At 71.7% G+C, this 16,862-nt stretch carries 18 protein-coding genes; 10 read left to right on the forward strand and 8 right to left on the reverse strand.

Annotated elements, in window-relative coordinates; genetic code table 11:
- Entirely contained in the window at positions 1-1,044 is a 1,044-nt protein-coding gene (locus OHS18_RS31585; RefSeq protein WP_328613337.1) for a DUF4328 domain-containing protein, read from the forward strand.
- Positions 1,045-1,054: 10 nt separating this feature from the next.
- On the opposite strand, the gene OHS18_RS31590 is transcribed toward OHS18_RS31585, so the two are convergent.
- Entirely contained in the window at positions 1,055-1,651 is a 597-nt protein-coding gene (locus OHS18_RS31590; RefSeq protein ID WP_328613338.1) for a TetR/AcrR family transcriptional regulator, read from the reverse strand.
- Between the two features lie 94 nt (positions 1,652-1,745).
- Here OHS18_RS31590 and OHS18_RS31595 point away from each other — a divergent pair, with 94 nt between their 5' ends.
- Together OHS18_RS31595 and mca are read left to right on the forward strand one after the other, a co-directional pair.
- A complete protein-coding gene (locus OHS18_RS31595; RefSeq protein WP_328613339.1) occupies positions 1,746-3,107 on the forward strand; it encodes a DHA2 family efflux MFS transporter permease subunit in 1,362 nt (453 codons plus the stop codon).
- Positions 3,104-3,949 (forward strand): mycothiol conjugate amidase Mca, encoded by an 846-nt coding sequence (gene mca, locus OHS18_RS31600; RefSeq protein ID WP_328613340.1) that lies wholly within the window; start codon positions 3,104-3,106, stop codon positions 3,947-3,949. Before OHS18_RS31595 ends, mca begins: the two co-directional genes overlap by 4 nt.
- 727 nt (positions 3,950-4,676) lie before the next feature.
- Here the strand turns inward: mca and OHS18_RS31605 are convergent.
- Positions 4,677-5,843 carry a cytochrome P450 gene (locus OHS18_RS31605; protein ID WP_328613341.1) on the reverse strand — a complete coding sequence of 389 codons (1,167 nt, stop codon included), beginning with the start codon at positions 5,841-5,843 and terminating at the stop codon, positions 4,677-4,679.
- A 53-nt stretch (positions 5,844-5,896) separates the two neighbouring features.
- On the opposite strand from OHS18_RS31605, the gene OHS18_RS31610 reads away from it, so the two are divergent.
- The 4 genes from OHS18_RS31610 (at position 5,897) to OHS18_RS31625 (ending at position 8,843) form a co-directional block, all read left to right on the forward strand.
- A complete protein-coding gene (locus OHS18_RS31610; RefSeq protein ID WP_328613342.1) occupies positions 5,897-6,778 on the forward strand; it encodes a DUF5926 family protein in 882 nt (293 codons plus the stop codon).
- Between the two features lie 176 nt (positions 6,779-6,954).
- Positions 6,955-7,308, forward strand: coding sequence for a DUF952 domain-containing protein (locus OHS18_RS31615; RefSeq protein WP_328446460.1), 354 nt, complete (start codon positions 6,955-6,957; stop codon positions 7,306-7,308).
- A gap of 201 nt (positions 7,309-7,509) precedes the next feature.
- Positions 7,510-8,022: a SigE family RNA polymerase sigma factor gene (locus OHS18_RS31620; RefSeq protein ID WP_247063846.1), complete on the forward strand. Its 513-nt coding sequence runs from the start codon at positions 7,510-7,512 to the stop codon at positions 8,020-8,022.
- Positions 8,019-8,843 (forward strand): hypothetical protein, encoded by an 825-nt coding sequence (locus tag OHS18_RS31625; protein ID WP_328613343.1) that lies wholly within the window; start codon positions 8,019-8,021, stop codon positions 8,841-8,843. Before OHS18_RS31620 ends, OHS18_RS31625 begins: the two co-directional genes overlap by 4 nt.
- Before the next feature lie 90 nt (positions 8,844-8,933).
- Here the strand turns inward: OHS18_RS31625 and OHS18_RS31630 are convergent, their stop codons facing one another.
- The 3 genes from OHS18_RS31630 to OHS18_RS31640 form a co-directional block, all read right to left on the reverse strand.
- A complete protein-coding gene (locus OHS18_RS31630) occupies positions 8,934-9,488 on the reverse strand; it encodes a ferritin (protein ID WP_328613344.1) in 555 nt (184 codons plus the stop codon).
- Positions 9,489-9,637: 149 nt separating this feature from the next.
- Entirely contained in the window at positions 9,638-10,822 is a 1,185-nt protein-coding gene (locus OHS18_RS31635) for an arginine deiminase (protein WP_328459129.1), read from the reverse strand.
- A gap of 40 nt (positions 10,823-10,862) precedes the next feature.
- Positions 10,863-11,675: a CPBP family intramembrane glutamic endopeptidase gene (locus OHS18_RS31640; protein WP_328613345.1), complete on the reverse strand. Its 813-nt coding sequence runs from the start codon at positions 11,673-11,675 to the stop codon at positions 10,863-10,865.
- 22 nt (positions 11,676-11,697) lie between these two features.
- On the opposite strand from OHS18_RS31640, the gene OHS18_RS31645 reads away from it, so the two are divergent.
- Positions 11,698-12,159 (forward strand): PPOX class F420-dependent oxidoreductase, encoded by a 462-nt coding sequence (locus tag OHS18_RS31645; RefSeq protein ID WP_328446452.1) that lies wholly within the window; start codon positions 11,698-11,700, stop codon positions 12,157-12,159.
- Here OHS18_RS31645 and OHS18_RS31650 read toward each other — a convergent pair.
- Entirely contained in the window at positions 12,151-12,945 is a 795-nt protein-coding gene (locus OHS18_RS31650) for a DUF2470 domain-containing protein (RefSeq protein WP_328446450.1), read from the reverse strand. The genes OHS18_RS31645 and OHS18_RS31650 overlap by 9 nt on opposite strands.
- Positions 12,946-13,111: 166 nt before the next feature.
- Here OHS18_RS31650 and OHS18_RS31655 point away from each other — a divergent pair, with 166 nt between their 5' ends.
- Positions 13,112-14,161, forward strand: a complete 1,050-nt coding sequence (locus OHS18_RS31655; protein ID WP_328446449.1) for a hypothetical protein — start codon at positions 13,112-13,114, stop codon at positions 14,159-14,161.
- Here OHS18_RS31655 and OHS18_RS31660 read toward each other — a convergent pair.
- Entirely contained in the window at positions 14,128-15,369 is a 1,242-nt protein-coding gene (locus OHS18_RS31660; RefSeq protein WP_328446447.1) for an MFS transporter, read from the reverse strand. The two genes, OHS18_RS31655 and OHS18_RS31660, sit on opposite strands and share 34 nt — an antisense overlap.
- A gap of 92 nt (positions 15,370-15,461) precedes the next feature.
- Here OHS18_RS31660 and OHS18_RS31665 point away from each other — a divergent pair, with 92 nt between their 5' ends.
- Complete coding sequence (locus tag OHS18_RS31665) at positions 15,462-16,376, forward strand: LysR family transcriptional regulator (protein ID WP_328613346.1); 915 nt, start codon at positions 15,462-15,464, stop codon at positions 16,374-16,376.
- Here OHS18_RS31665 and OHS18_RS31670 read toward each other — a convergent pair.
- Positions 16,373-16,846 carry a DUF4231 domain-containing protein gene (locus tag OHS18_RS31670; RefSeq protein ID WP_328613347.1) on the reverse strand — a complete coding sequence of 158 codons (474 nt, stop codon included), beginning with the start codon at positions 16,844-16,846 and terminating at the stop codon, positions 16,373-16,375. The genes OHS18_RS31665 and OHS18_RS31670 overlap by 4 nt on opposite strands.
- Between the last annotated feature and the right edge of the window lie 16 nt (positions 16,847-16,862).

Genomic DNA, 16,862 nt, shown 5'->3' on the forward strand with positions numbered 1-16,862 from the left:
TTGCACCCGGGTCAGCCTCCGGCGGGTCAGCAGCCGTACCCACCCGGGTACTGGCCGCGCCCGGCCGCGCCGCCGCCGAACGCGCAGCAGCTGCACGGCCGCGCGCTGGCCGCGCAACCGGAGCCGTACCCCTATCACCGCCGTCCGGTCCACCGGCCGAAGCTGCGCTGGGTGGCGACCCCGCCGCCCGGCGCATGGCCGCGTCGGCGCGCGGTGGCCCCCGAGCGCTACTACGGCCCGCCGTCCTACCCGGTGCCGCCGCGCTGGGGCTTCCCGAACCTGGTCTGGCGCCGTCCGACGTCGGTCCCGGGCACGGCGTCCGACGCCGTCCGCCCGATCGACCGGGTGCGGGTGCTCAGCCGCAGCCTGGTCGGCATCCTCTTCGCGTTCTCCGTGCTCGCGGTGGTCGCCGCCGGCGCCGAGGTCTGGCGGTACGTGCTGCTCGTCCAGGGCCGCGAAGCCGCGCTGTCCCGCTCGGTCGTCGCGTTCTCCGACGGGTTCGTGCTCACCGCGGGTCTGCTCGCGTCGATCCTCGCGCTGCTGCCGGCGGGGCTGTCCGTCTGGTGGCTGCTGGTCGCCCGGCACGCGGCCGCGGACGCCTCGGGCGACGACCCGCCGCGCCCGGTGTGGCAGGTGCTGGTCGGCATCCTGGTGCCGCTCGCGAACCTGCCGATGGCGCTGTCGATCGTCGGCGAGCTGGAACACGCGGTGCTGGGGCGCCCGCGTGACGTCCGCCCGAAGCCGTCCCGCCAGGTGGTCGTCTGGTGGGGCGCCTGGCTGCTGAACTGGGTCATGCTGGGCGTGACGATCGTCTGGCGCTTCCGGACCGACGTGCAGTCGATGGCGGACAGCGTTGTCCTGGTCGCGCTGACCGACCTGGCCGCGGCCGCGCTCGCGGTGGTGACGGCGCTGGTCGTGCGGCGGTTCACGGCGTTGCTGGCGCCGTCGGACGCGATGGGTGTGCGCGAGCTGCGCGTGCTGAAGGTCGACGGCGCGCCCGAGCCCGAGCTGCGGCCCCAGCGCCCGGCCGGCGCGGTCCGCTAGCACCGCCGGCTCAGTACTTGCCGAGAATCGGTTCCAGCTGGTCGAAGGCCTGTTCGGCGAGGGGCCACACGGCGTCGGCGATCCGCTTCCCGGGCTCGTCGTCGAGCGTCCGGTCGAAGACCTCCTGGAAGAGCACCCGCAGCACCGTCGCGAGGTGCGCGGCGGCCAGGACCGGCTCGAGCGCCTGCTCGGGGTGCCGTCCGAGCAGGAGGTGCGTGAGCGCCGCCTCGCGCTCGCGGTGCATCTCGTGCAGCGCGTTCGTCAGGACCTGGCTGTCCCTGATCATCCGCGCGAACCCCCGGCCGGAAAAGCCGACCAGCGCGTGTTCGGCGCCGAGGGCCTCGAAGTAGACCTCGCGCGTGTCGTGGAAGGCGCTGTCGTGGATCAGCGCCGCGGGCCAGGCCGCGAAGTCCGCGCGGATGTCGAAGACCAGGTCTTCCTTGCGCGGGAAGTGGTTCGTCACGGTCATCTTGGCCACCCGCGCCTCGGCGGCGATCTCGGCGATCGTCACGTCTTCGAAGCCGTTCCGGATGAACAGGCCGGTCGCGACGTCGGAGATGTTCCTCCTGGTCTCGTGCTTCTTCTGGGCCCGGAGTCCCTCGCTCATGCCGTCACTCTACTGGGTCGGACCCAAACTTGTGCTTGACCCATCGAGTGGGTCCGACCTAATCTGAGGTCGGACCTAACGAATGGGGGTGGACATGACTGCGGCAGTCCGGCCGGACAAGGCACTGTGGCGGCTCGGCGGCGTGCTGATCATGGGCGCGGTGCTGTCGATCCTCGACGCGACGATCGTGACCGTCGGGATCGACTCGATCGCCCGTGACCTCGGCAGCCCGCTGACGACCGTGCAGTGGGTCGCCAGCGCGTACCTGCTCGCGGCGTCTGCGGCGATCCCGCTGTCGGGCTGGCTGACCGACCGGTTCGGCGGCCGCGCCGTCTGGCTGGCCGCGGTCGCGCTCTTCACCGCGGGCACGCTGCTGTGCGGCTTCGCGTGGTCGGCGCCCGCGCTGATCGTGTTCCGGGTACTCCACGGCCTGGGCGGCGGCCTGATGCAGCCGGTCGGCCAGGCGGTGTTCGCGCAGGAAGCGGGCCCGGCCCTGGGCCGGATGATCGGCGTGATCACCCTGCCGGCCACGGTCGCCCCGGTCCTCGGCCCGATGCTCGGCGGCGCCCTCGTCGCGGACTTCGGCTGGCGCTGGATGTTCTTCGGCATCGTCCCGCTGGGCGTGGCGACGTTCGTCTTCGCCCGGCGCCTGCTCCCGGCCCCGGCACCGGGCGGCGTCCGCGAGCCGCTCGACGTCCGGGGGATCGCCCTGCTTTCCCCGGGGCTGGGCGCGTTCGTGTACGGCCTGGCCGAAGGCGTCGTCGTCGCGGCGGTCGCCGGAGCGGCGTTGCTGCTCGCCTACGGCGTCCACGCGGCTCGTACCCGCTGGGCGGTGCTGGACCTGAAGCTGTTCCGGGACAAGGGTTTCGCGGTCGCGAGCGCGAGCACGTTCCTGCTGGGCGCGTCGCTGTACAGCTCGATGTTGCTGCTCCCGCTGTACTACCAGCAGGTGGAGCACGCGAGCGCGTTGCAAGCGGGCTTGCTCCTGGCGCCGCAAGCACTGGGCTCGGCGGCGGTGCTGCTCACGGGCGGCCGCCTCCTGGCCCGTTTCGGTCCCCGCACGATGATGCTGGCCGGAATCACGTTGTCACTCTTGGGCACGATCGCGTTCACGCAGCTGGGTTCGTCCCCTGGCAGCGTCCTGCTGACCGTGTCCCTCCTGATCCGCGGCGCGGGCCTGGGCGCGGCCACAATCCCCGGCATGACCACGCTTTACGGCTCGCTGGAGCGATCCCGCATCCCCCGTGCGGCGAGCGCGTTCAACGTGGTCAACCGCATCGGCGGCTCCCTGGGTACCGCACTCCTGGCGGCGATCCTCCACCACGAACTGGCCGCGACAGCCGCCCCCACGGCGTTCGGCACCACCTTCACCTGGGCCTTGGCGTTGTCCGCCTTGACCCTCGTTCCCGCAGTGTTCTTCCCGAAGTCCTCAAGTCCGAAGAGGAGCCTGGCATGACCTACCGCCTCCTGAGCGTCCACGCCCACCCCGACGACGAGTCCAGCAAAGGCGCGGCCACCCTCGCCCGCTACGCCACCGAAGGCGTCGACGTCCTGGTAGCAACCTGCACCGGCGGCGAACGCGGCGACGTCCTCAACCCGGCCCTCGACACCCCGGAAACCCGAGCCGATCTCCCCGCCCTCCGCCGCCGGGAAATGGCCGCGGCGGCCGAGATCCTGGGCATCCGGCAGCAGTTCCTCGGCCACACGGACTCCGGCCTCCCAGCGGAAGCCGAGCCACCACCCGAAGGCTCTTTCGCAGCCCTCCCGCTCGAAGAGGCGGCAGCCCCGCTGGTAGCACTGATCCGAGAGTTCCGCCCACACGTGGTGATCACCTACGACGAAACAGGCGGCTACCCCCACCCGGACCACATCCGCACCCACGACGTGACGATCGAGGCCTTCACAGCGGCCGCCGACCCCACCCGCTACCCCGGCGCAGGAGACCCCTGGCGACCACAAAAGCTGTACTACCAAGCAACCCTGAGCCGAGCGTGGTTCGAGGCCCTGCACAACGCCACCCTCGAAGCCGGCCTCGAATCGGCCATGGGCGCGGTCCTGGAGGAGTTACCGCCGGAAGACAAGCTGCCCAGAACCACCAAAATCCGCTGCGAGGACCACTTCTCCACCCGAGACCGAGCCCTCCTGGCCCACGCCACGCAGGTGGACCCTGCTCACCCGTTCTTCAACCACTCCCGCGAAATAGAGAGAAAGGCCTGGCCCTTCGAGGACTACCACCTCGCCCACCCGGCGCCCGGCGCCGACCTGGAAACAGACCTGTTCACGGGAGTCACCCCGTGATCCGGCCCCACACCCCGCAGCCCCGCCGCACCACGGCATCCGCCCACAGACCGCGGCTCACGGAGCCCCGCCACGACCACCGCCCCCGGGATGCCGCGCGTCACCCACCCCCACCACGGCGTCCGCCGGACCGGCCGCGGTTCCCCAAGCCCCCGCGGCGGCCACCACGCATGTGCGGCCCACCCCGCCCGCCACGACCACCGCCCCACAGGCCAGAGCTCGCCTGGCCAGCCACGGCCGCCGCTCGGCAGGCTGGGGGTTCCCTGGCCTGCCACGACCACCGCCCGGCAGGCCGCGCCTCGCCCAGTCGCACCCCAGGGTCTGCCTCGCGGGCCGCGGCTTCGTCGAGCCTTGGCGCGGTGTCCGCCGTACGGGCTGTGGTTTCCCGGGTCCGCCATGGCTACCGCCCGGCAGGCCGCGCCTAGCCGCACCCCGGGGTCTGCTTCGCGGGCCGCGGCTTCGTCGAGCCTTGGCACGGCGTCCGCCCTGCAGGCTGTGGTTCCCCGAGCCCGCCAGGACCACCATCCTGCAGGCGCGGCTCGCCGAACGCCGCACTGGCACCCGGCCCACCGGCTCCGGCCGATCGAACCCCGCCACGACCGGCGCCACGCGGATTGAGGTGCGGCCGAGCCCGCCACAGCCGGTTGCCGCGCGTCCGGGCGGTCAGGCAACCGCACACAAACCGTGGGCTCTGCGAACCCCCCAGCCGTAACAGCCAATCCGAACCTCAGGCCGTAACCCGCAACTCCCGCAGCCCGCGGATCACAAACTCCGGCCGCCGCGGCGGCGTCCCCGTCAACCGCAGCCCCGGCAACTTCTCCACCAACGCGGTCAGCGCCGCCGCGATCTCCACCCGAGCGAGAGGAGCGCCTACGCAGTAGTGAATCCCCATGCCGAACCCGAGGTGCGCGTTCGGTGTCCGTCCGATGTCGAGGCGATCCGGCTCATCGAACACCTTCGGATCGCGAGCCGCGGCTCCCAGCAGTGCACCGATCTTCTGGCCGCGTGCCACCACGAAGCCGGAGATCGTCACGTCCTCGGTTGCCGTTCGCTCGAACAGCTGCAGGGGCGCGTCGAACCGGATCAGTTCCTCCACGCACGAATCGAGCAGTGAAGGTTCGGCCAGCAGCCGGTCCCACTGGTCCCGGTGCGTGAGGAGTGCCGTGATGCCGTTGCCGAGCACGTTGACCGTCGCTTCGTGGCCGGCCATCAGCAGCAGCACCGCCGTCGCGACCAGCTCGTCGGGGGTCAGCTCACTACGCAGGAGGTCACTGATGATGTCTTCGCCAGGCGAGGCGGCCCGGGACGTCGCTACCGAGCGGACGTACGCGACGAACTCGCCGGCGGCCTGCTCGGCGGCGTCGCGATCCTCCTCGGGCAGGCCGAACTCGTACATCTTCACGATCGCGTTGGACAGCTGCACCATCCGCGGCCCGTCGGTGCCCGGGACGCCGAGCAGTTCGGCGATCACCGCGACCGGCAGCGGCTGGGCGAGGTGCTCCAGCAGATCCGCGCTGCCGTCGGTGGTGATCGCCGCGGCCAGGTCGTCGACCATCTTGGCGGCGAGGGTCGCGACCATCGGGCGCAGGCGCTGCACGTGGCCGCGGCCGAACGCGCCCGCGATCAGGCGGCGCAGCCGGGTGTGGGACGGCGGCTCGTTCTCCAGCAGCGAGTTGCGGTGCAGGAGGTTGAAGGAGGCGAACCGTTCGAGCGGCTGGGCGTCCTGCCAGATCCGGCCCAGCCCGCGGTGGCGCAATACGGCCGACGACGCGGCGTGCGACACCGCCACGGCCAAGCCGAGCCCGTCGTGGAAATGGACGTCGCCCTGTGCGCGGAGGGCGGCAAAAGCCGGGTACGGGTCTTCGAGGAACTCGGGATCGCGGGGGTCGAACACGTCGCGAGACTAACCCTTCGATAGCGTTCCAGGCCGAACCAGAGGAGGCAGCCGTGGGCAAGGGCGCGCGCAAGAAGGGTCCCAAGCAGGCGTCGGACCGCAAGCCGAAGGTGCGCGACGTCTTCGTCGGGCAGCCGTTCGAAGGGCTGGCGGCGGAGCCCGAGCTGATCGCGCTGCGCGAGTTCGTGCCGTCCGCGACGGCGAAGCTCACCCTCGCCGACGGCGGGGACGTCACCATCGCCACCGTGCTGCCGATGGCTGCGGCCGCGTTCGTCCGTTCCGACGGTGAGCGCTACCTCGGCCTGCAGGTGCAGACCCGGTCCTCCGACATCAGCCGCGACCTCGGCCGCTCGCTGAAGTGGCTGCTGGACGCCAAGGAGGGCGACGTCCTCGGCGTGCCGGACACCACCACTCCGCCGGAGGCCGACGAGCACGCCCGGCTGCAGGACCTGCTGACCCCGGGTGCCGAGCTCGACGTCACGCTGCACTCCGACTTCGCGTGGTGGCTGCCCGAGGACGCGGACGCCAGCGGTGACGTCGCGGTGTCCCTCGAGCGCGCCAACGCCGCGATCATGCCGACCGAACGGCTCGGCTTCGGCGCCTACTGGGTGCTCGCCGGCGAGAAGGCGCACCTGCGCTGGGTCCGTCCCGAGCCGGAGAACCTGCTGCTCCAGGCCCTGGCGCGGCTGTCCGCGGCGGGCGAGCTCGGCCTCGGTGAGGGGTCGCGCTACGCGGGCTCGTTCCGGGCGCACGGTCTGCTCGTCCCGGTCTGGGACCTCGACTCCGAGGCCCACGCCCGCGAGTGGGCGGACGCGAAGGACGCCCTCGGCGTCCGGCTCGAGACGGCGCTCAAGTCCCTCGACGCCGAGCCGCTGAACGCCGCCGAGCGGCGGGCGCGGGACGGCCTGATCGGCCGTCAGCTCACCCTGCGCTGACCAGGAGCCACAAGAGTCACGAAGGGCCGTTCCCACGCGGGAACGGCCCTTCGTCATCTGTCGCCGGACTGCCGGTGTCAACGGGTGCTCTCTCACCGCTCGATGAGCGTTCAACCAGGCATTATGTGGCGCACGAGACACCGCCGACGGATCGCGCTGGTGGGACCATTCTCGGCGTGATACTCCACATCTGCGGAGCGGCCGAGTGGGCCGAGGCGGTCGAAGGCGGCGAATACCGGGCGGCGTCGCTGGACGACGTCGGGTTCATCCACTGCTCGGACTTCGGCACGGCGCACCTGCCGGCCAACGCGCTCTACCAGGGCCGCACCGATCTGGTGCTGCTCGAGATCGACCCGGCGAAGCTCGAGGTCCCGGTCCGCTGGGAGGACGGCGAGCCACCGCATCCGGCCGGGGTCTGGTTCCCGCACGTGTACGGCCCGATCCCGCGGGCCGCCGTCGTGGACGTCCACGAGTTCACCGAAGTGGCGGACGGCGGCTTCCGGCTGCCGGAGTCGCTCGCGCTCCGCTGACGCGGAGCACGTCAGAGCGTCTCCGGATTCGTTCGGGGACGCGGGCAACCTGAGGGGGTTGTGATGCGTGTTGGGGAGGAAGGTGACTCGGCTTCTGGCTACCCGACCCCGATGGGAGGCGATACGGTGACCGCTGCGGCACCCGTCTTCACCGGGGGAGATACCTGGGTGACCAGCGCAGGCCGAGGGAGGGCCGCGACGTTGCCGGGTGAGCTCGCCGACTTCGGGGACTTCGTGCAAGCCGTGCTGCCGGGCTTGCTGCGGTACGGCCACGCGCTGACCGGCAACCCGCACGACGCGGCGGACCTGGTGCAGACCGTGCTCGAGAAGATGGGTTCACGCTGGACCTACGTGCACGAGAAGACCGGCGACCCGCTGGCCTACGTCCGCCGCTCGATGGCGAACGCGCACGTCAGCCGCTGGCGCCGGACGCGCCGCGAGAACCTGGTGGCCGACCTGCCGGACACCGACCCGCACGTTCCGGATGACCCGTTCGAGCACGAGCCGCTGTGGCGCGCGTTACGAACGCTGCCGCCGCGGCAACGCGCCGTGATGGTGCTGCGTTACTACGAAGGTCTCTCGGAAGCGGAGATCGCCGGTGCGCTCGGGGTCACGCAGGGCACCGTCAAGAGCCAGGCCAGCAAGGCGATCGCGTCGCTGCGGATGAAGCTGAAGGCGGCCGACGGCGAAGGTGAAGGGAGTGACGCGGGTTGAACATCTCCGAGGACGAACTGGAGCAGCGCCTGCGCGCCCTGTTCGCCGATGAGCGGCTCGACTTGCCTCCGCCACCCGACGCCGGCACGGTCATCGTCGCCGGTGCGCGACGCCGTCGCCACCGTCGTCAAGGTGCGCTGACCGCGGTCGGTGTCGCGGCCGCGGTGGTGGTCGTCGCCGGGGGGCTCACGATGGTGCGGCTCCACGCCGACGAAGGCACCGCGGTGATGTCCGCCGACGGCGCCCCGATCAGCGTCAAACCGCCCGAGAACCTCACGCCCGGCCGGCAGCCGCAGCCGTCGATCCCGGCGCCGACCAGCACGCAGGACATCGACGTCTCCCCGCCGCCGGGCTCGGCGCCCCCGCGGACGGTGCGGCCGTCGTCGGCCCAGCCGCCCTCGAAGCTCCCGCCCGTCCTGAGCGGACCGCTGCTCGCGTCGGACGGCTTCGGCAGCATCAAACTGGGCATGTCCGAGGCCCAGCTGACCGCGCAGGGTGTCACGCTCAGCGGCGCGGAGCCCGGGGCGAGCTGCACGGTCTACACGGCGCAGGGCAGCGGAGTGCCGGCCGCGGCGACCGTTGTCGTTTCGAAGGCGGTCGGGTTGACCGTCGTCACGCCCCAGCAGGCGGCGCACACCGCCGAGGGTGTCGGCGCCGGATCCACGAAGGACCAGGTGCTCGCCACCTATCCCGAGGCCAAGGAAGAGTCGGGCGGCATCGGCGCTCCGGCCGGCGCGACGTCGGAGTACCACTTCCGGCTCGACGACACCGGGGTCGTGCAGACCAGCTTGATGAGCCTCAACCAGGACTGCGCCGGCTGACCGGCGCCGCACACGGAAAACCCGGGCTGTCCACAGGGGGAGAGCCCGGGTTTTTTGCGTTCTTGCGATGGGCGCAGCGTGGTGGGAAGCCTAGAGCGCGCCGCCGGCCACCGGCGGCATCTGCGCGTCCACGCCGGCGTCGCCGACGGACTCGCGGTGCAGGTGCGCCTCGACCTCGAACAGGTTGCCGTTCGCGCGCTGGACGATCGTCAGCAGCGTGTTCATCTGCGAGATCTCCTCGACCTGCTCCTTGAGGAACCACTGCGTGAACTGCTCGCTGATGTAGTCCTCTTCGGCGCGGGCCGCCTTGGCCATCGCGGAGATGTCGGTGGCGACCTCCTTCTCCTGCTCGAGCGCGAGCTCGAGGAGCTCGGTGACGCTGGAGAAGTCGTTGCGCACCTCCCCGGTGCCGGGGATGTCGACGTGGTGGTCGCGGTCGAGCATGAACTGCACGAGCGCCATCGCGTGGTTGCGCTCTTCGACCGACTGCTTGTAGAAGTGCTTCGCCAGCTGCGGCAGGTCCTCGGCGTCGAACCACACCGCAAGCGCGATGTACTGCTGGGACGCATTGAACTCGTTGTGGATCTGCGCCTGGAGCAGTTCGTAGAACTTGGAGCGCGGTTCTTTCTTCTTGGTGAGGGCCATGTCATAACAGTACGTCAGAATGCGAATCAATGCCACTTCAGAGTGGTGATCTACCCCCTATTAGGTTACCATTCCTAAAGGAAGACGAACCTAATTTTGGTAAGCCTTCCCTAAATTGTCGACGCAATTTAGGGAAGGCTTACTTTCATTCACAGAGGGTCGCGGCGCACCGGGCACGACATGCAGCGCGGGCCGCCACGGCCGGAGCCCAGCTCGGACCCGGCGATCGGCAGCACCTCGATGCCCGCCGCCTCGAGACGCTCGTTCGTCTCGACGTTCCGCTCGTAGCCGACGACCACGCCCGGCGCCAGGGCCAGCGTGTTGTTGCCGTCGTCCCACTGCTCACGCTCGGCGGTGACCGGGTCCAGGCCGGTGTCGATGACGCGCAGGCGGTCGATCTCCATCGCCTCCGCCGCGGCGGCCAGGAACGGCGTCGGGCCGGCCACCTTGACGCCGCCGTCGCCGGTCGGGCGGATGGTGAACGCGGTCAGGGAGTCGCGGGCCAGCGGGTACATCACCACCGCGTCGGCGTCGACCATGGTGCACACGGTGTCCAGGTGCATGGTCGCGCGGGACTGCTCGATCGGCACCGCCAGCACGGTGTGCGCGATGCCGTCGGCGAACACCGAGCGGGCCAGCGACTCGGCGCCGGCCGCGGTCGTGCGCTCGCCGACGCCGATGGCGAGCACGCCCGGCGCCAGCAGCATGACGTCGCCGCCCTCGATCGGCGCCGAATGCGCGCCGTACGCGCGGGCGGCGTGGCGGAAGTACGGGTGGTACGCGTAGATCAGGTCGAGCACGGCCGTTTCGCGGCGCCGCGCGGGCATGGTCAGCGACGAAATCGCCACCCGGTCGCCGATCCACGCCGACGAGTCGCGCGTGAACAGCAGGTTCGGCAGCGGGTCGACGGCGAAGTCGTGCGGGTGGTTCATCATCCGCACCAGCGACGCGCCTTCGGCCGACGGCAGCTCCTCGAACGTCATCCCGGCCATCAGCACCTCGGCGAGGCCGGCCGCGTCGACGCCCGAAAGGTGCGACCGCAGGGAATCGGCCAGATCGCCGCCTAGGCGCCGGTCGTCGACCGCCGCGTGAACGCCCGACGCGTGCGCGCGGGTGTCCTCGAGGGCCGTGCGGAGCGCGTCGGCCAGCAGCAGGACTTCGACGCCGCGGCCGCGCAGCACGTCGGCGAACGCGTCGTGCTCTGCCTGAGCCCGGTCGACCCAGGGGATCGAGTCGAACAGGAGCTGGTCGTTGTTGCGGGGCGTCAGCCTTTTGAGCTCGTTGCCGGGCCGGTGCAGCAGCACCGCGCGCAGAGGTCCGACTTCGCTGTCCACCCGGGGAGGTGTCGTTTCGTCGATCACGACCCGAGCTTAGTCAGGGCAACCAGGAAACGTGACCCTTCAACAGGGCATACCCGACGAAGGACACGAAGTCGAACAGCGTGTGCGCGGCCACGAGCGGCCACAGGCGGTTGGTCTTCTGCCACAGCCGCCCGAACACCAGCCCCATGATCAGGTTGCCGACGAACCCGCCGAAGCCTTGGTAGAGGTGGTACGACCCGCGCAGCACGGCCGCGCCGAACAGCGCGTTGTTCTCCCGGACGCCGAGCTGGCGCAGCCGGGTCAGCAGGTAGCCGATCACCAGCACTTCCTCGGCGAAGGCGTTGCCGAACGCCGAGAGCGTCAGCGAGATCGGCCGCCACCACGTGTCGTTCAAAGTGGACGGTTGCACCGCCAGGCTGAACCCGAGGTGGTAGGAGATGAAGTACAGCGCCAGCCCCGGAATCCCGATGACGGCGGCGAGCGCGACGGTCAGCAGCGCGTCGCGGCCGGGGGCGCGGCGGTCCAGCCCCACCTGGGTGATCTTCACGCCCGCGCGCCACAGCAGGTACAGCCCGAGCGCGCCCCAGCCGACCAGCTGCGCGGCCGACAGCAGCTGCTTGAGCAGGTCGATCAGGCTCGCCGCGGCCTGCGGCACGTTGAGCTGGACTTGCTGTTGCGCCAACGGCGCCGGCTGCAGCAGGGAGTCCACAAGGGACAGCAGGCTGCGGACGCCGGACAGGCCCAGCGTGATCCCGAAGACGATCAGCAGCTCGATCTTGATCGCCTTGCGTTCCCGCGGGTCCTCGATCGTCACGGGGAACTCCGGGCGGGCCGGGGCCAGCCACGATCGCGCGGTGAACGTCATGGCCGCACGCTACCGTCGGGTCATGCCCCGCACTATCGCCACCAACGAAACCGTCGACCGCGCCGAGCTGGTCGAGTTCCTGTCCACCCGCCACCGCGCGATCCTGCTGACCACGAAGGCCGACGGCGGCCCGCAGCTCTCGCCCGTCACCTGCGGTGTCGACGCCGAGGGCCGGCTGGTCATCTCGACCTACCCGAAGCGCGCGAAGATCGTGAACATCAAGCGCAACCCGCAGGTCTCGGCCTGCATCCTGTCCGACGAGTGGAACGACAAGTGGGTCCAGCTCAACGGCACCGCCGAGGTGCTGGACATCCCGGATTCGGTCGAGCCGCTCGTCGACTACTTCCGCAGCATCTCGGGCGAACACCCGGACTGGGACGAATACCGCGAAGCCATGGTCAAGCAGGGCAAGAGCATCATCCGCGTGACGATCGAGAGCTGGGGACCGCTCGCGAAGGGCGGCTTCCCCGCCGAACTAGCCTGACGCGCCCCGCAGGAACGGGCAGCCGACCAGCCGTCGCAGCTCCATCGCGAGCTGCGGCGGGCTGTCCACCGACTTCGAGAACGCCAGCCGCACGTCGTGGTCGCCGGTGTCGGACTCGACGCGCAGCCGCAGCCCGAACCGGTCCAGCCCGAGCGGCCGGATCCGGCCGCCGCGCAGATCCGCGGGCAAGTGCTTGGCCAGCTGCCCGACGACGTCGGAGTGGTCGGTTTCCAGGTGCCGCAGCCACTGGGCCTCGTAGTCGTGGAACGGGTCCGGCGGCGCGGCGCTGAACATGTGCGGCCGCAGCGAGTGCGTGCCTTCGGCGTCGGCGAGCACGAGGGACGCCGGGGTGAGCCGCAGCAGTGTCAGGCCGTGGCCGACGTCGAGGAGCCGCTCGTCCGGGCGGCTTTCGGCGATCGCCACCGCCCGCGCGCGGGCCGAGACCGGCGAGAGCGGCCGCAGCCAGCCGGTGATCCACAGCAGGCCGCGGATCGGCTCGCGCAGGTCGACCGGCGCCTGGTCGGCGAGCTCCACCAGCACGGCCAGCTCGCCGCGCTGGGTCTGGCTGCTCGCGCGGACCATCGGGTGCTCGTCGGGCAGCAGCACGCTCACGCTGCCGCTGTGGTGCACGTGGTGCAGGACGGGGACGACGCGCTCGGACTCCAGCCCGGCGCGTTCGCACGTGGGCATCAGCGACGCCGGGCCGTTGCGGGTCGCGATCGTCTTCGCGCGCTCGGCGGGGTTCGGGGCCGGCGGGCGGCGGATGGATGTCGGTGCTTCGGTCACGGCTCACCTCCTACTTAGGTGAGCCTAACCTGAATCCGCCGGTCTGGGTAGTCGCTCGTTTGCGGCGGGCGTCACGACCCGTTCCGCTGAACGGAGTATCAGGTAACGCCGATGACCGGTTTGCCGAAAGGGTCGGTGACCAGTGCCGACACGGTGGGGGCCCAGCGTGCAGATCGTCCCGGTGCCCGAGCGCGTGCGAGCGTTCGAGTTCGACTCCGCCATGCCGTCCGGCGCGCTGCCGATCTTCGGCGAGTACCTCGACCGGATCGGCCGCACCCTCACGAACCAGCGGCTCGCGGGCTGGCCGTTCGTGCTCCTCGGCGTCTCCCAGTTCTTCACCGGTAACGGCGTCGCCATCCCGGTGTTCCTCGTCGTGCTCTTCGGCTTCTTCCAGGTGTTCTGGCTCCACCGCGGGCGCGTCCAGGTGCCCGAGAAGCGGCTGAAGCGCGAGCGGTTCCGGCGGGTCGACGTCGCCGCGGACGGGCTGGTCGCCGCCGGCCGGACCGTCGGCGTGCGGCTGCCGGACGGCCGGTGGCTGCGGATCCGGCTCGACGAGGCGTTCCGGCTGCTGCTGGCCGGTGACCGGCGGGTGTGGCTGCTGGGCTCGGGCCCGAAGGTGTTCGTCGGCTTCCCCGGTGTCGTGCGGGTCCGCCGCGCCCGGATCCACGACACGCCGCCCGCCGGCGCCGTCGCGGTGGCGCCGACGGCCTGGTCCGGCTCGCCGCGCCTCGACCCCGTGCTGGCCGCGCACCGCCGCCGGCACGCCCGCGACCTGCGGGAAGCCGCCACGTTCCTGCTGGCCCTGGCCGGGTTCTCGCTCTGGGTGCGGCTCGACTTCCCGGCGGACGACCGCGCGAGCGGGTTCGTCGTCCTGGTGTTCACCGGGATCGCGGCGCTCGCGCTGGTGGCCGCGATCGCCGTCGCGGCGCGATCGGTGGCCTACCTCGGACCGCAGCCGGCGGACCACTGGACCGAGCTGCGCGCGGTGCCGGACGGGCCGGTGCGGATGAGCCCGCACGGATCCGCCCGGGTGAGCGGCCTGACGATGCTCGCCGACGGCCGGGTCGTCCCGTTCCGGATCCACGACGCCGACCCGTCGATGGCCGCGAACGTCGCGGCGACCGGACGCCTGTGGATCGCCGGCGTCCCGCGCCCGGGCCGCGCCGCGACCGGCGTCCCCGGCTACCCGGTGCTGGGGACGGTCCGGCTCGGCTGAGCGGGCGTGCGGTCGCGGCGGGGGAGCAGGAACGGCGTCGCCAGGATCAGCACCCCGGCGACACCGATCGCGACGCGTGGGCCGGTGAAGCCGGCCAGCACGCCCCAGAGCGCGGTCGTCGCCGCGATGCTCGCCCGGGTGCTGACGGTCCACGCCGACAGCGTCCGCGCGACGCGGTCGGCGGGGAGCTGGTCGAGCCGGTAGGTGGCCAGGACCGGGTTGTACACGCTGCAGAAGAAGATCAGGCCGAACTCGATGACCATCACGAACGCGAGCCCACCGGGGCCCGAGGGCAGGAAAGCCAGCCCGAGCAGCCAGAACGCGCGCAGCACGCCGGACGTCCACAGCACGTTGTGCCGGCCGAACCGCTCGACGAGCCGCGGGGTCAGCCGCGAGCCGACGAGCCCGCCGAGGCACGGCACCGCGAACGCCAGCCCGTACTGCCACGGCGTGAACCCGAGCTGCCCGAGCATGAGCACGGCCAGCAGCGGCTCGGTCCCCATGATCAGGCCGTTGAACAGCAGTGTGTTGAGGAACAGCGGCCGCAGGCCCGGGTGCGTCAGCAGGAAGCGCCACCCCGCGGCCAGGTCGCTCGGCCGCAGCCGCGACGCCGTGCGCGCCGGCGGCGGTTCCGTCCCGCCGATCGCCCGGATCCCGAGCGCCGAGAGCAGGAAGCTGACGGCGTTGGCGACCACCGTCGTCACCGGCCCGAGCAGCCCGAACGCGGCGCCGCCCAGCGGCGGGCCGAGTGCCGTGGCCGTCCAGGTCGTCGACTCGAACCGGCCGTTCGCGACGAGCAGGTCCGCCGGCGGCACGAGCGCCTTCAGGAAAGCGCCGCTCGCCGCCGTGAAGGCGATGTCCGCCGAGGCGACGATCACCGAGACGACGAGCAGCTGCGTGAAGCCGAGCCAGCCGAGCGCGTAGGCCACCGGCACGGTCATCAGCGCCGCGAACCGGATCACGTCCATCAGCACCATGACCGGCCGCTTCGGCCGGAACTCGATCCACGGCCCCAGCGGCACCGCCACGAGCGCCCCCACCGCGGGCCCGACGGCTGCCAGCACCGAAACCGCCGTCGGCCCGCTGTGCAGGACGAGGATGGCCAGCAGCGGGAACGCCCCGAACCCGAGCCACGTGCCGAACGCGCTGACGGCGTAAGCCGTCCACAGCCACCTGAACCGCGGCCCCAGCGACCGCCTGCGCCTCACCCGGAGAGCAAAGCGAAGAAGACGGCCGCGGAGCAAACAACCGTCGTGGCGGCGAGCCACAACGTGGCGTTGTGGTCCTAGAGTCGGCTGCCGTGGATCTCGATGCCGTGCGTACGTTCGTCGCCGCCGCGGACGCGGGCCGGTTCCAGGACGCCGCGACCGACCTCGCGGTCACCCAGCAGGCCGTCTCCAAGCGCATCGCCGCGCTGGAGAAGACGCTCGGCGCGCGGCTGTTCACGCGCACCGCCCGCGGCGCCCGGCTGACCGGCGACGGCGAAGCGTTCCTGCCGCACGCCCGCGAGCTGCTGCTGGCCGAGGCGCGGGCGATGGCGTCGGTGCGCTCCGGGCGCCGCGCCCTGCGCGTCGACGTCATCGGCCGGCGGCTGGGGACGGCGACGCTGCTGCGGGGCTTCCACCGCGCCCACCCGGACGTCGCTCTCGAAGTCGCGACGCTGTTCGACGCCGACGCGGCGGTCGCGGCGGTCCGGGACGGCTCGATCGACGCGTCGTTCCGCGCCGTGGCCGTGCGGCAGCTGCCCGACGGCGTCGAAGCGTCCTGGGTCCTCGACGAGCCGCTCCAGCTGCTCACCGGCCCCGCGCACCCGCTGGCCGACGCCACGGCTCTGCGTCCGGAGCAGCTGACCGGGCACCGGATCTGGATGCCCGGCCTGGTGCCCGGCACCGAGTGGGCCGCCTACTACGCCGAGCTGGCCACGGCGTTCGGCCTCTCGATCGACGCGGTCGGCCCGAACTTCGGCACGGAGGTCCTGCTCGAAACCATCGCCGACGCTCCCGACGTGGCCACGCTGGTCGGTGCGGAAATCCGCCTGTCGTGGCCGGCCGGCCTCGACCTGCGCCGGGTCCCGCTCGAGAACCCGACCCCGGTCTACCCGCACTCGCTGATCTGGCGGAGCGACAACGCGCACCCCGCGCTGGCCCGGCTGCGCGCCCACCTCCGCCCGGGCGCCCGGGCCGCCACGACGTGGCGGCCGAGCTGGGCGAGCTAGGTCGTCGGTTTCTCGCGGGAGCTGCCGTAGGACAGCCGGAGCGCGACCCAGCCGTCACGTTCCCCGGCGCAGATCTCCTCGACGGTCTCCACCAGGACGGCCGCCGCACCGGGTTCGGCGTAGTTGCCGTGCTTGGCCGCGAAGAGCGCGATCTCCTTTTCGATCGCGTAACGCGCCCGCGTCCGGCTGGTCCAGTTCTCCTTGTAGCCGCCCAGCGCCCGGATCCCGTTGACCAGCACCGCGAGCGACCCGACGGCGGCGATGAGCCGCGCGTCGATGGCGAAGGCCGCGAGCACGGGGATCGTGGCCGTCACGAAGAGGCTCGTGACCTCGACGACGGAGTGCCGGCGCCGCGCGGCCCACGAGGACCGCTGGTAGCGCCGCCATTCCGCGAGCACCGATGGCGGCACGGGCTCGTCGCCGACCCCGTGCGCTTCCAGGACCCACTGACTTCGCGACTCTGCCTTCATGGGACGGAAGTTCACA

The organism is Amycolatopsis sp. NBC_00355 (genome assembly GCF_036104975.1).
Lineage (GTDB): Bacteria > Actinomycetota > Actinomycetes > Mycobacteriales > Pseudonocardiaceae > Amycolatopsis.

What these genes read in the sequence shown, in the direction of transcription:
- OHS18_RS31590 (WP_328613338.1), bottom strand. Translation starts at nt 1,651, where the DNA reads ATGAGCGAGGGACTCCGGGCCCAGAAGAAGCACGAGACCAGGAGGAAC.
- OHS18_RS31595 (WP_328613339.1), top strand. Translation starts at nt 1,746, where the DNA reads ATGACTGCGGCAGTCCGGCCGGACAAGGCACTGTGGCGGCTCGGCGGC.
- mca (WP_328613340.1), top strand. Translation starts at nt 3,104, where the DNA reads ATGACCTACCGCCTCCTGAGCGTCCACGCCCACCCCGACGACGAGTCC.
- OHS18_RS31630 (WP_328613344.1), bottom strand. Translation starts at nt 9,488, where the DNA reads ATGGCCCTCACCAAGAAGAAAGAACCGCGCTCCAAGTTCTACGAACTG.
- OHS18_RS31640 (WP_328613345.1), bottom strand. Translation starts at nt 11,675, where the DNA reads ATGACGTTCACCGCGCGATCGTGGCTGGCCCCGGCCCGCCCGGAGTTC.
- OHS18_RS31645 (WP_328446452.1), top strand. Translation starts at nt 11,698, where the DNA reads ATGCCCCGCACTATCGCCACCAACGAAACCGTCGACCGCGCCGAGCTG.
- OHS18_RS31670 (WP_328613347.1), bottom strand. Translation starts at nt 16,846, where the DNA reads ATGAAGGCAGAGTCGCGAAGTCAGTGGGTCCTGGAAGCGCACGGGGTC.